This is a genomic window from Lacrimispora struthionigena (assembly GCF_048627165.1).
Taxonomy (GTDB): domain Bacteria; phylum Bacillota; class Clostridia; order Lachnospirales; family Lachnospiraceae; genus Lacrimispora.
In genome coordinates, this window is sequence record NZ_JBMBWP010000002.1 from 750,548 (window position 1) to 762,750 (window position 12,203).

Annotated in this window: 13 protein-coding genes; 1 reads left to right on the forward strand and 12 read right to left on the reverse strand. The window is 40.5% G+C overall.

The features are described 5' to 3' along the window. Window positions 1-79 precede the first annotated feature (79 nt). Window positions 80-343: a CD3324 family protein gene (locus ACOAOT_RS12445; protein ID WP_420217258.1), complete on the reverse strand. Its 264-nt coding sequence runs from the start codon at window positions 341-343 to the stop codon at window positions 80-82. Window positions 344-603: 260 nt separating this feature from the next. On the opposite strand from ACOAOT_RS12445, the gene ACOAOT_RS12450 reads away from it, so the two are divergent. Further along, complete coding sequence (locus ACOAOT_RS12450) at window positions 604-1,395, forward strand: GntR family transcriptional regulator (RefSeq protein ID WP_420217259.1); 792 nt, start codon at window positions 604-606, stop codon at window positions 1,393-1,395. A 59-nt stretch (window positions 1,396-1,454) separates the two neighbouring features. On the opposite strand, the gene ACOAOT_RS12455 is transcribed toward ACOAOT_RS12450, so the two are convergent. The 11 genes from ACOAOT_RS12455 to ACOAOT_RS12505 all read right to left on the reverse strand — a co-directional run bounded on the left by ACOAOT_RS12455 (window position 1,455) and on the right by ACOAOT_RS12505 (window position 12,187). After that, on the reverse strand, window positions 1,455-4,103 hold the full coding sequence (locus ACOAOT_RS12455; protein WP_420217260.1) for an NYN domain-containing protein: 2,649 nt from the start codon (window positions 4,101-4,103) through the stop codon (window positions 1,455-1,457). Between the two features lie 137 nt (window positions 4,104-4,240). Further along, window positions 4,241-4,726, reverse strand: a complete 486-nt coding sequence (gene ilvN, locus ACOAOT_RS12460; RefSeq protein WP_420217261.1) for an acetolactate synthase small subunit — start codon at window positions 4,724-4,726, stop codon at window positions 4,241-4,243. Window positions 4,727-4,743: 17 nt separating this feature from the next. Then, a complete protein-coding gene (ilvB, locus tag ACOAOT_RS12465; protein WP_420217262.1) occupies window positions 4,744-6,465 on the reverse strand; it encodes a biosynthetic-type acetolactate synthase large subunit in 1,722 nt (573 codons plus the stop codon). Between the two features lie 88 nt (window positions 6,466-6,553). Beyond that, window positions 6,554-7,132, reverse strand: a complete 579-nt coding sequence (locus ACOAOT_RS12470) for a TetR/AcrR family transcriptional regulator (protein ID WP_420217263.1) — start codon at window positions 7,130-7,132, stop codon at window positions 6,554-6,556. Window positions 7,133-7,190: 58 nt separating this feature from the next. Then, on the reverse strand, window positions 7,191-7,619 hold the full coding sequence (locus ACOAOT_RS12475; RefSeq protein WP_420217264.1) for an N-acetyltransferase: 429 nt from the start codon (window positions 7,617-7,619) through the stop codon (window positions 7,191-7,193). A gap of 104 nt (window positions 7,620-7,723) precedes the next feature. Then, the gene (locus ACOAOT_RS12480) at window positions 7,724-8,347 is read right to left on the reverse strand and encodes a DUF4397 domain-containing protein (RefSeq protein ID WP_420217265.1); all 624 of its coding nucleotides are present in this window, start codon (window positions 8,345-8,347) and stop codon (window positions 7,724-7,726) included. Window positions 8,348-8,418: 71 nt separating this feature from the next. Then, window positions 8,419-9,357, reverse strand: a complete 939-nt coding sequence (locus tag ACOAOT_RS12485) for a sensor domain-containing diguanylate cyclase (RefSeq protein WP_420217266.1) — start codon at window positions 9,355-9,357, stop codon at window positions 8,419-8,421. After that, complete coding sequence (locus ACOAOT_RS12490) at window positions 9,350-9,982, reverse strand: chemotaxis protein CheC (RefSeq protein ID WP_420217267.1); 633 nt, start codon at window positions 9,980-9,982, stop codon at window positions 9,350-9,352. Before ACOAOT_RS12490 ends, ACOAOT_RS12485 begins: the two co-directional genes overlap by 8 nt. Continuing rightward, the gene (locus ACOAOT_RS12495; RefSeq protein ID WP_420217268.1) at window positions 9,975-10,349 is read right to left on the reverse strand and encodes a response regulator transcription factor; all 375 of its coding nucleotides are present in this window, start codon (window positions 10,347-10,349) and stop codon (window positions 9,975-9,977) included. Before ACOAOT_RS12495 ends, ACOAOT_RS12490 begins: the two co-directional genes overlap by 8 nt. A 244-nt stretch (window positions 10,350-10,593) precedes the next feature. Next, window positions 10,594-11,427, reverse strand: a complete 834-nt coding sequence (locus tag ACOAOT_RS12500) for an undecaprenyl-diphosphate phosphatase (RefSeq protein ID WP_420217269.1) — start codon at window positions 11,425-11,427, stop codon at window positions 10,594-10,596. Window positions 11,428-11,575: 148 nt separating this feature from the next. Beyond that, window positions 11,576-12,187, reverse strand: a complete 612-nt coding sequence (locus tag ACOAOT_RS12505; RefSeq protein WP_420217270.1) for a helix-turn-helix domain-containing protein — start codon at window positions 12,185-12,187, stop codon at window positions 11,576-11,578. Between the last annotated feature and the right edge of the window lie 16 nt (window positions 12,188-12,203).

Sequence of the window (12,203 nt, forward strand, 5' to 3'; positions counted from 1 at the left end):
CATTGCCTCTTAAAAAAAAAACAGGAGCCGGACTTCGAAAAGCCCTTCTCCTGTTGTAAAATAGATATACCCCGTCCATTTATTTATTATATATAATTTTTCTGATTGCGGAAAGAGAAAGGCAGTACTGCATTGCCAGGACTTCCATGGAACTGCCCGTCTGGTACTGGATCCTGATTTCACTATTTCTCTGTTTTAACTCGTTTCTGTATCCGGTCTTCTCTCCCCATTGTTTTCTCTCTTCACAAAGAGCAGGGATATAGAGATACTCTCCCTGAATATACTGCTGCAATTCCCTGACCAGTTTGTCGGGGAGAATTGTTTTTGCATTGATATATTTCATGCTGGCTTCCTCCTATTTTTTAAGTCAGAAGGCAAAACCGGCATTGTTTCAGTGACGGAACTCTCTCCATGCAATTGTCACTGAAACTGCCGTTTTTGCATGGAGCCAACCATCGTTTTTTCTTTTCTTATTGATACACATAAATTCTCCTTCAAAATATAATCAATTACTTTTTATTCATAAAATAGTAATTAATATACTAAATTTTTTTACATTTATTTCCTATAGATGAAACATATGATATAATTAGGATCAGTTAAATGAATATGTTAAAAGAAAGGAGGAATTATGAAAATCAATTACTGCCCTGTGATTTTCATAATTACTTTACTATGGGGAAAGTTCCGGCTTATATGGTTGTTCATGATTTAATTAAATTGAAGATTAAAGATGGAACCTATCCTGTTTCAGAATTCCTTCCTACAGAACCAGAGCTTGAAAAGATATACAAAGTGAGCCGCACTACTATTAGAACTGCCATGGAAATCCTGAAGGATGAAGGTCTTGTTGAAATCAGGCAGGGGAGAGGTACAATCGTACTGGACTCCAGAGCTATTCAATCTTTAAACAAAGTCACCTCAGTTACTGAATGTCTTCGCAACAGGGGATTTGATGTCCGAACCAAAAGCATGTATATTGATATTATTCACGCCACAGAAAGGCTGGGGAAGGAGCTTAATCAGCCTATTGGTACCCCCATAGCCAGAATACAGCGAATTCAACTGATTAATGAAAAACCAATAGCCATCATTAAAGATTACTTACCCTATGCTCTTGTTCCCAATATAGAGCAGTTTACAAACAAATTCAACGGTCTCTATGAATTTCTGGAGCATCAATATCATCTTGAGATCGAATCTGCCGACGACAAAATCTTTGCAAAATCTGCCGACTTTGCAGAATCAGAGATGCTGGCGGTCTTGCCGGGAACTGCTCTTTTGTGCATCCAGCGGATCTGCTACAAGGGAGCGGAACCAATCTTTTCTGATGATGTATGCATTCTGGGCGATCAATATGAACTTTCCATTTCATCCAAAGGTCGAAATAAATGAATTTCTTTGGGTCCTTTCTGCAACAATCAATTTATCATCTGCAGAAGGGACCTATGAAATTACGATTCTTCACTGCCCGCTTCTTTTAACTGTTCTTTTGTTTCATCTGACAAGGAATCAAGCAGATAATTACGCTGACTTGGTCTGGAATCCTGAAATTCTTCTGCCACTCTCTTATTTGCCGCTTCCATCTCAATCTTTAATTCTCTGGCAGATAGCAGGGCACACCCGGCTCCCCTTACGATCATCTGTTGCAGACCATCGGAAGTGGCTACCGTGATCCGGTATTTTCCATTGTTATCATGAGCAAATCTTTCAATATAATGATCGGCTGTCTGTGCCTCTTTCGTATACACCAGATGGATATTGTGATAGGCAATCATTTCTTCCCTGTGTTCTTTTACCCGGTATGCATCAAATACGGCTATGATTCGGCATTTTCGGATCGCCTGATAATTACACAGCTGATCCAGAAGCTTCATTCTTGCACCATCCATATTATCGTTTGCCAGTTCAGCAAGTTCCGGCCAGGCAAATACAATGTTATAACCATCTACAAGGAGGTATTCTTCCCGATGCTCTGCCTGCCTTGGTTCATGATAGACAGGCTCCCGGCGCACCTCATACACAGGCCTTTTTCTCTTCCATTCTGTCCGCTTCCCTTTGTTTGCATAGAAGGTGCTTTCAATAATCCGATCGATTTCTTCCAGACTCATAAGTGGTGCTTCCCGTCTGGCTGTATGACTGTCTCTTGTCTCCTCATTCACAGCTGACTGGGTCAGTTTTAAAAATGGTTCCAGATGCATGTGGTTTTTCACCTGATCCCAGGGAACTACAAATCCAGCACCGTGGGAGCAGAATACGGACCCTGTGGGATTGTCCGGATCGGTTTCTGAATTATAACCGGATTCCTTTATTACAGTTTCCGGATTATGACATGGCTCATAGCCTTTTAACGTACAAAACAGCCTTCCCATACCTCTGGAATATGCAGATACCTCTTTCTGGTAGTTTCTCATGGTAAATACCGGAGCACTGCCGGTAAGAACTGCGGTTACACCGTCTGTATGGGTGATCTCACAGGTTCCTGACATCTTTTCGATGTCTGTCATGGCTCTTCCAACCAGATTTTCCGGTAGTTCCAGGTTAAAACCATAATAGGGCTCCAGCAGTACTGACTGTGCTTCTTTTAAGCCCTGCCGCACCGCCCGGTATGTGGCTTCCCTGAAATCTCCGCCTTCTGTATGTTTTTGGTGGGCTTTCCCTGACACAAGGGTAATTCGTATATCTGTAATTGCAGATCCGGTGAGAACTCCTTTATGACTTTTTTCCTCCAGATGTGTCAGTACAAGTTTCTGGTAGTTTTTGGCCAGCAGATCCTCACTGCAGGCTAAACAAAACTCCATACCACTGCCTTGTTCCCCAGGTTCAAGTAAAAGATGAACCTCTGCATAATGTCTCAGGGGTTCAAAATGTCCCACACCTTCCACAGGGTTTTCAATGGTCTCTTTGTATACAATCCTTCCCGTGTCAAAGGAAACCTCCACTCCGAACCGTTCTAAGATCAGGGTTTTTAATATCTCAATCTGTATTTCCCCCATGATCTGTGCCTGAATCTCCTGTACGTGTTCATCCCATACAATATGAAGCTCCGGCTCCTCTTCTTCCAACTGGCGAAGCTTTGGAAGCATCTGTCTTGGGTCACAGCCTTCTGGTAATGCAATCTGATAAGACAGAACCGGTTCCAACACCGGTGATTCATAAGCTGCTTCAAAACCAAGCCCCTCGCCTGGTCTGGTCTGGGTAAGTCCGGTTACTGTGCAGATACTGCCGGGAGTAACTTCATTCACTGCCTCATATTTTTCTCCGGAATAAATGCGGATCTGGTTGATTTTTTCCTCCCAGACTCCATTGGTCAGAGTATTCTTTACACAGAGGGATCCGCCGGTAAGCTTTAAGTGCGTCAGCCGGTTTCCCTGGTCATCTCTTGTTATTTTAAATATTTTTGCTCCGAAATCCGGGGGATACTCCGGTATCAGGGCGTAATCGCTGATTCCTTTCAGCAGTGCTTCTATTCCCTGTAATTTGAGAGCAGAACCGAAAAAGCAGGGAAATATAGTCCGGCTTTTAATTCCTTGCCGGATCTGCTCCCCGCTTACCAGACCGGTCTCTAAATATTCATCCATCATGCTTTCACTGCACATGGCAAGCTGATCATAAAAGCCATCTGTATCATACAGAGAAAAATCGATACAGCTGTCATGAAGCTGCTTTTTGACCTCACTCATCAATCTGTCCCGATCGGCAGCTGCCTGATCCATCTTATTAATAAAAAGGTAAACAGGAATCTGGTACATGGATAAAAGACGCCATAAAGTTCTGGTGTGTCCCTGTACCCCGTCTGCGCCACTGATTACCAGTATGGCATAGTCCAGCACGCGAAGGGTCCGCTCCATCTCCGCACTGAAATCCACATGCCCCGGAGTATCTAAAAGGGTGATTTTAAGATCTCCCATTTCAAAAACTGCCTGTTTGGAAAATATGGTGATCCCTCTTGCTTTTTCCAGCTCGTAGGTATCTAAAAATGTATCTTTATTGTCAACTCTTCCTGGCTTTCCGATCTTCCCGCTTGCATAAAGTATTCCTTCTGAAAGCGTGGTCTTGCCTGCATCGACATGAGCCAGTATTCCTATGGTTAATTGTTTCATAATATTTTACGAATCCTTTGTGCCATTTATTTCTTGTCTGATTTGTCTTTCTTATCATACCAGTTTCCCATAATTTTGTATACGGGAAGATCATAATTCAATCAGACTATGACACATAGTTTTTTATCAGCCATGTCTTAAACAGCTTCCACTGCTACACTTCCACCTCTGACAATTTCAAACGTATTATCCAGCTTTTTGTATAATAACTGCAGCATACAATTATTTTCTTCTTCCGCTTTTATGCTTTCCATCAATACAGAATCTTTGTTAAAATCAAGAATTCTGGTTCCATATATTTCAGAAAACTGAAAGAGGAAAGCGCGGTCATGTTCTGTGCATTTCAAGATTTTTAAAAACATAATCTCTTTTCTGAAAATATCAATATCCGTATAATCGATTACTTTAATCACTTCCACCATGCGGTTTAACTGTTTTTTTATTTGTTCGAATATCTGATCATCACTAAACAGGCTGATGGTTATCCGAGACACCGTCTCATCCTGTGTAGTCCCTACCGTAAGACTATTAAGATTATAAGCTTTCCCAGAAAAAAGCCCGGTAATTCTTGCCAATACGCCCACTTCATTTTCTACAAACAGACAAAGCCATCTTTTTTTCATACCTTTACCTTCCTTATTTAGTATTCCATAATCATTTCACTTAACTGGCTTCCAGGCGGAACAATAGGAAGAACGTTTTCTTCCGGTTCAATAATAAACTCTATTAATGTTGGAGCAAGTTCATTTTGGGCGGCATAATGAAATGCTGCCTCAACTTCTTCCCTGCTGGTGACACGAATCCCCAGTGCCCCATAGCTTTCCGCCAGCTTCACAAAATCCGGAATATAGGCAGGGCACGTTTTTCCAGGACCGGCGCAGCCCTTCTTGCACCGTTTTCTATACTTCAGGCAGGTGGAAGAATACCGGTTATTATAAAACATCTGCTGCCACTGCCTTACATTACCAAGATATCCATTATTCAGAACACAGACAATTACTGGCAGTTCCTGTACGACTGCTGTTGCCAGCTCCTGAATATTCATCTGAATCCCGCCATCTCCACAGATAGCAACTACGTATTTCTCCGGATTGCCAAGCTTTGCCCCCAGTGCAGCGGGGAGACCATATCCCATGGTTCCAAGACCACCTGATGTGAGCAGTTGTTTCTCTTTATTTAACTCCAGAAACTGTGTCGTCCAAAGCTGATTCTGCCCCACGTCCGTCACTACAATAAGTTTGTCAAACATTTTATTAATCTTTTCAATGATATACTGGGGTGTCAGACCGGTCTGCTTCATTGCAAGAGGATACGACTTTTTTAAATCATCCAGCTGTTTTTTCCAGTCATGGCAATTACAGGACTCTGTCTTTTCAAGCAGACAACAGATTGCTTTTTTTGCATCTGCCACAATGGGGATATCAACTGCGATATTCCTTGATATGGAAGCCGGGTCTATATCAATATGGATCAGTATTGCCTTACTGGCAAAAGTGCCCGCTTTTCCTGTTATTCGATCGTTAAACCTTGTTCCAATGGAACAAAGTACATCGCATTCACTGATCGCCTTATTGGCTGCATAACTGGCATGGATTCCTATGTTTCCTATGTAAAGTGGATGACTTGTAGGTATCGCACCTTTCCCCATTATAGTTGATACAACCGGAATACCGGTAATATCCACAAGCTTTTCCATTTCTTTCCCTGCTCCTGCTGCCAGTACACCTCCCCCTGCCAGGAACAAAGGTTTTTCTGCCTGTTTTAGCGCAGCCAGAGCTTTTTTAATCTGTCCCTCATGGACTGATACACTGGGTTTATATCCCCTGATTTCCACTGTATCCGGATACGTGTCATTGCCATATTCCTGCTGAATATCTTTTGGAATATCCACCACTACTACTCCGGGTTTTCCGGTGGCAGCGATATAAAATGCTTTCTTTATAATTGATCCAAGTTCCTGCCTGCTTCTGACTGTCACCGCATATTTACAGATATTTCTTGTGATACCTACGATATCGACTTCCTGAAATGCATCATTACCAATGAGATGGGTGGGCACCTGTCCGGTAAAACAAACAAGCGGAACACTGTCATAATTGGCGGTTGCTATGCCTGTTACCAGATTGGTTGCACCAGGTCCGCTGGTCACCAGGCAGACCCCGGTCTTTTTTAATGACCGTGCGTATCCATCTGCAGCGTGTATTAATCCCTGTTCATGGCGGGGTAAAATTACCTCAATATCACTCTGACCATACAACGCATCAAAAAGGTCAATTGCCTGACCTCCAGGGTATCCAAACAGAATATCTACTCCTTCCTTTCTTAAGGCTTTAACAAAAAGCTGGGCACCTGTTATCTCCATAACTGAACCTCCTTTTTATGCAAGTATTCACTTGCATATTGTTTATTATAAATGGCATCACCAATCAATGATGATACCATCTAATCTGTCATCGCTGCTCAATTCCTTTCACAAACAAAGACACGCTGTTTTTAATATATTCTTCCTGCCTGACCGTTGTAAGCTGGTCATCAAAAGAAGCTTTTAAAAAGGTAAAACCAAATGTTGAGGAAAAAACAGTCATTGCCAGGCATTCGTAATCCAGAAGTGGCAGTTTACCCATCTCATGCATTTTCTCAAAATACTGGATTAAGGTCTCAAGAAATACTTTTGGTATTTTTAATATCTGAGGTCTGGTATCCTGGTAAATCTGGGGCGCACGCAGACCAATCGACAATTTAACAAAATCTGGCGTGATACGGTCCAGATAATTGCGCATAAACATCTCCAGATCCGGTTGAAGCTGCCATGTTATATTTTGAAAAATGGCTGGCGATATATTTCCCCGCCACTTTTCCTGCTCCATTCCTGTAAGAACAATCTCTTTTTTTCCCTTAAATTTTCGAAATATGGTACACTCATTGATATTGGCCCGGCCTGCTATGTCTTTCGTGGTAGTAGCAACATACCCCTTCTCTTTAATCAGTTCCATGGCAGCATCAATGATTTTCTGACTTGTCTCGTCCAATCAGGATTCCTCCATATGCAAGTATATGCTTGCATTCTAACGTATCAGACCGTTTTTGTCAACAGGTCCTGTTCCAGACCATCTCATACTCCACTTCCCCGTTCTCTCTGTCCTCTTGTTTTTCAGTCACAAGAAAACCTTCTCTTAAATAAAAATTCACTGCACGTTGATTTTTCTCATAAACCTTTAACGATAATTCATTGTGATTTCCTTTTACATGATGAAGCAGCTGCCTTCCAATTCCCCTGGACTGGTTGTCCTTTGAAATAAAAATACCAGCAATGTAATTGTTCATCAGACCAATAAATCCCTCTATGATTCCATTGTCTTCATACACATAAACAGAAGCGTTTGGGAGTATCTCCTTTACTTCATCAAAATGATCCTGCCAATAGCTTTTTTTAATAAAATCATGGGCCTGAATGTTTGTCTCAAGCCATAATTCCATAATCCGGTTTAAATCTTCCGCCTGAAAGTCTCTTACCATTTTCCTGACTCCTTTGTTCTCCGATTTATTTAAAAAAACAGATAACTCTGATGTGTGTCTCACAAAGAGCTATCTGTTTTTCATTACTTATTCAAAGTTATACCTTAAATTTCATCCATTGTCAAGAGAACCTCCAGCTGAGGATCTCCCTGAAGCAGGCCGACTGCATAAATTGTATTAAGACTGTTTTCCGTTAATGGGACATTGGGGATTTCCAACACTATGTCTGATGCCCCTGCCGGTCTGACCTGCAAAGTAAGTTCCATAGGATCTGCAGCGATGTAGGGGGTGATCTGTTTAAATGCGACATTGGGGAAGATTACAGTTCCGTCCTGGAGTGTGATATCTACGGCTGGCGCATCTGGAGAAAGATGTATAAAACGTACCATGGCTTTTCCTGGAATGATATCAGTGCCCCCATCTGTGATAGAAAGCAGGCTGATATTGTCAGGAGTTCCCACTGCTGCCACAGTGAGCATGACGTCCGGCTCTACAGGAAGCATATTGGCGATAATTGGATTATCCTGAGTTCCCGCCACATAAAGAGTGACTTTATAGGTTCCTTCCTGTACGGTTAAGTAATCTGTAAAATCTCCATAAGCAAGATTATCAATTATCATCTCATCATCCACGTATATGTCAACATTGGGTGCATTAGGAACTGTGTGCATGACGCGCACATAGCCTACTTGTACTTCATCTGACGGTCTGGTTGTGTACTGATCCATATGATACCTCTCAATTTATATATACGGTATAATATATGCTCACAGGAGAGGAAGTGACCGGATTTTCCTTTTTATTCCATTCGGTAAAAATATGTTTCTGTTCCCTTCTGTTGCTTTGCCGCATACATGGCGGCATCCGCTTTTACAAGCAGCTGGTCTATGGTTTCTGCATCAATTGGATAAAAGCTGATTCCTCCGCTTATGGACAGAGAGATGGTTATGTTCTGGATCTTTACCGGTTTTTTGGTAAATTTCACAATTCTGGAAGCAACAACTTTGTAATTGTCAACATCTTTCATTTCAGGCAGAAGAATAACAAATTCATCTCCCCCATACCGGCATACCATATCACTTTCTCGTGCCGATTTTTCAAGCAGCTGGGAAATATGAATCAGTACCTTATCCCCAAACTCATGACCATAGGTATCATTAATGGATTTAAATTTATTGACATCACAAAAAATCAGCCCTAAAAGAGTCTTATTCCTTTTGGCCTGGAGAAGCAGGCTGGATGAGACTTCATAGAATAAACTGCGGTTTGCAGCGCCCGTTAACTTATCATGATATGCCAGCTTTTGTATTATCTTTTCTTTTTCCTTCAGTTCCCTGTTAGTATCCCATAATTTGTTTACGTAGGATTTTAACTGTTTAATCTGATTAAACTGGCTGGTAACATTCATAAATTCCAACTGTATAAAATGTTTATCTTCATTTTCAATTCTGCTCATTTTTAAATTAAAATGATCGGAATTATTTAACATCTGCTTATGGATTGCACCGGAAAAGAATCGGATCGTTCCCTGTTCAATCACATCATAAAAAGCATCCAGATAATAACTCATACTAAAATTAGGCAGGATATCAACAATTGGCTGATTGAGAATATCATACCGTTTTAGATTTGTAATATCTTCCATGTAATAATTCCAGTAAATAATCTGTAATTCCTCATTTAACAGAACAATCCCCTCATTAAGGTTGTCCAGTACCTGATATAATAATTTATTCATATAGTGATTCCTCTAGCTTGTGAATCCTCGTTAATAAATCATTGATTGAATGAAGGGATAAATCAACGATAATAGCTCCTTCAATCTCTGTATCCCCAATAACAAAGGTTATATATAAAATCAGCACATATACATTGTCTGTATTTTGATAGTCATACTTAAAATCCATGGCATTAAAAAGCCTGACCTCCGGCAGAGTATATTTAAAGCTGATATTTAAAAGATTTCCCGTCTCTCCTATAATACAGTTTAATATAATATTGCCAATTTCTTTAATAATATCAAAATCAACATCATTAAAATCCATATCGTCACTGTTGCTTTGCTCTTCCTGCAGGCAGAGACTGATAAATGTTTTCATTTTTTCCGCAGAAAAAATAAGGCTTGCTTTTCCTGTATAATTTTCTTTAAATGAAAGAGTGGATACCATAAGTGTACCGTTTTTCTTCATGGAAATATACTCGTCAATTGCATAGGATTCGGAAGAAGCTTTCAAAATTTTAACATTAGGTACGTTTAGATGTATTTTTTGTCCGACTATATCCGATAAAATACCAGCTGCACGACCGACACTGATGTTAAACAGCTCCTTTAAAATATCCTGTGTCATATCACTGCTACCCATTGTCCTTCTCCTTCATTATATTGCAGATAATCCGGGCTTTTTCATCTGTAAATGGTTTATTAATAAATGACATGATATGAAGATTTTCAATTTCTTCCCTGACATGATTCTGAACATCAGCGGTAACTACAATGATATTTGCAGTGGAATCAGACTCTTTAATCAGTTTGATCAGGCTCTGCCCATCCAGTCCAGGCATCAGAAGATCCACAAAAACATAATCTGGCTTCAGCTCCTGATACTTCTTAAGTCCCTCCCAGCCGTCAGCAGAAAAATAGATCTCAGACTGTTCTACGTGCTTTCTTAAAATATTGGCAGTGATTTTCTGTGAAAAAACAGAATCATCTACAATTAGTATTTTAATCATATAATCCCTTCTTTCCAGACAAACTGGTTTTGACAGCGTGTCCCATTCGTACTTTGTACAGATTTATGTATTTTGTACTCAATACTATTTTTTCTCCTTCCATTTTAATAAATGAATGCAACAATTACAAGGAATTCTTTTAAAAAATAAAAAGGTGTAATCGTTATTGATTTCAAACCGGCAAAAACCCCTGACACAATGCCAGGGGCTGCAGAAAATATATACTAATTAGTTAATATATTATTTATTTTAGGAAGAAATAAAGAAGAACTACCATACCCATTATAATGCGATACCACCCAAAAGCTTTAAAATCATGTTTCTTTATATAACTCATCAGAAATTTTATAACAAGTATGGAAACGGCAAACGCAACAACCATTCCTGTTACCAGAATAAATAGTTCTTCCCCGGAAAAGGTCAATCCGAATTTGAGTATCTTAATCGCACTTAAGCCAAACATCACAGGAACTGCCATAAAAAACGTAAACTCAGCTGCGGCCGTTCGGGATACTCCGATGAGCAAAGCACCGATTATGGTTGCCCCGGAACGTGAGGTGCCAGGAACAATGGAAAGCACCTGAAATAAACCAATAATAAATGCTGTCTGGTAAGTAATATCTGCTATTTTAGTTATCGCTGGTGTTCGTCTTTTATTCCAGTTTTCAATCAGGATAAAAGCAACTCCATAAAAAATCAAAGCTGCTGCAATTACCTGTGGTGTCTGAAACCGGGCGTCAATATAATCATCGAAAAGAATGGTTACAATTGCTCCCGGCACACAGGCAATTACTACCTTAATCCAGATAAAAAATGTTTCTTTTATAAGAAAAGGGCTGTTTTTATCACTCCACTGAAATGGAAACATTTTATTCCAGAACAGGATCACTACAGCAAGGATTGCCCCCAGCTGAATTACAACAAAAAACATTTCCTTAAACCCCTCACTCCCACCGATCTGCAAAAACTGATCCACAAGGAGCATATGTCCGGTACTGCTGATCGGCAGCCATTCCGTAATTCCTTCTACAATTCCCAAAAATACAACCTTTAAAAACTCTGTTACTATGGAACCCATTGGTTTCATTCCTCCTGCTTTACCTTTTTTATTTCTATCACCAATCTTCCTCTTTTATGCAGAAAAAAGCAAGACACCTGACGTAACTGAAAAGAAAAAGCCTGTGACACGAATGGTGTCACAGGCCTGAAACCTCGTATAAACTACTTTATCTCGTAGGACCTTTTATTAACAGCACCACTTTCCCCATGAGTAAGAGGAAGAGAAATGCCGCTACATAAAGCTGGCGGAATGCGATAAAAAAGAGAACTGCCATGGAATGGACCAACAGGGAAAACTGGTTCATCCTCTTTCTTAATGTCTCGTGGTCCTTCATCTGTACAATCAGTTCTATCACGCCAATCAATGTCAGGCATAGAATAAAACCGCCAGACAGCAATATCCCCCATATAGGTTTATCTGTAAATTTAAAGAATGGCACTGAGAGAAAATGTCCCCCCTCTTCCTGGGTAAAAAGTGGAAGTACCAGGAAAGACACTGCTATGAAATCAAAAATTCCATAGGCCAGATTAAAAATCTGCTCCAGATTTCTGCGGTTCTCATCCTCAGCAAGGATAATGAGCTCCTCTCCCATTAACAGCTCATCAATGGATACACCAAACAGTTTCGATATGCATTTAAGGGAGTCAATATTGGGATAGCCCTTGCCGCTTTCCCATTTTGATACCGCAGTCCTTGAAACATACAGCTGGGCTGCAAGCTGTTCCTGGGTCAGATTGTTCTGTTTTCTCAGTAACTGCAGTTTTTCACCAAACTCCAAACCCTTACCCCCTGAT

What these genes read in the sequence shown, in the direction of transcription:
- ACOAOT_RS12445 (WP_420217258.1), bottom strand. Translation starts at nt 343, where the DNA reads ATGAAATATATCAATGCAAAAACAATTCTCCCCGACAAACTGGTCAGG.
- ACOAOT_RS12455 (WP_420217260.1), bottom strand. Translation starts at nt 4,103, where the DNA reads ATGAAACAATTAACCATAGGAATACTGGCTCATGTCGATGCAGGCAAG.
- ACOAOT_RS12500 (WP_420217269.1), bottom strand. Translation starts at nt 11,427, where the DNA reads ATGGGTTCCATAGTAACAGAGTTTTTAAAGGTTGTATTTTTGGGAATT.
- ilvN (WP_420217261.1), bottom strand. Translation starts at nt 4,726, where the DNA reads ATGAAAAAAAGATGGCTTTGTCTGTTTGTAGAAAATGAAGTGGGCGTA.
- ACOAOT_RS12475 (WP_420217264.1), bottom strand. Translation starts at nt 7,619, where the DNA reads ATGGTAAGAGACTTTCAGGCGGAAGATTTAAACCGGATTATGGAATTA.
- ACOAOT_RS12490 (WP_420217267.1), bottom strand. Translation starts at nt 9,982, where the DNA reads ATGGGTAGCAGTGATATGACACAGGATATTTTAAAGGAGCTGTTTAAC.
- ACOAOT_RS12485 (WP_420217266.1), bottom strand. Translation starts at nt 9,357, where the DNA reads ATGAATAAATTATTATATCAGGTACTGGACAACCTTAATGAGGGGATT.
- ACOAOT_RS12450 (WP_420217259.1), top strand. Translation starts at nt 604, where the DNA reads ATGAATATGTTAAAAGAAAGGAGGAATTATGAAAATCAATTACTGCCC.
- ilvB (WP_420217262.1), bottom strand. Translation starts at nt 6,465, where the DNA reads ATGGAGATAACAGGTGCCCAGCTTTTTGTTAAAGCCTTAAGAAAGGAA.
- ACOAOT_RS12480 (WP_420217265.1), bottom strand. Translation starts at nt 8,347, where the DNA reads ATGGATCAGTACACAACCAGACCGTCAGATGAAGTACAAGTAGGCTAT.
- ACOAOT_RS12495 (WP_420217268.1), bottom strand. Translation starts at nt 10,349, where the DNA reads ATGATTAAAATACTAATTGTAGATGATTCTGTTTTTTCACAGAAAATC.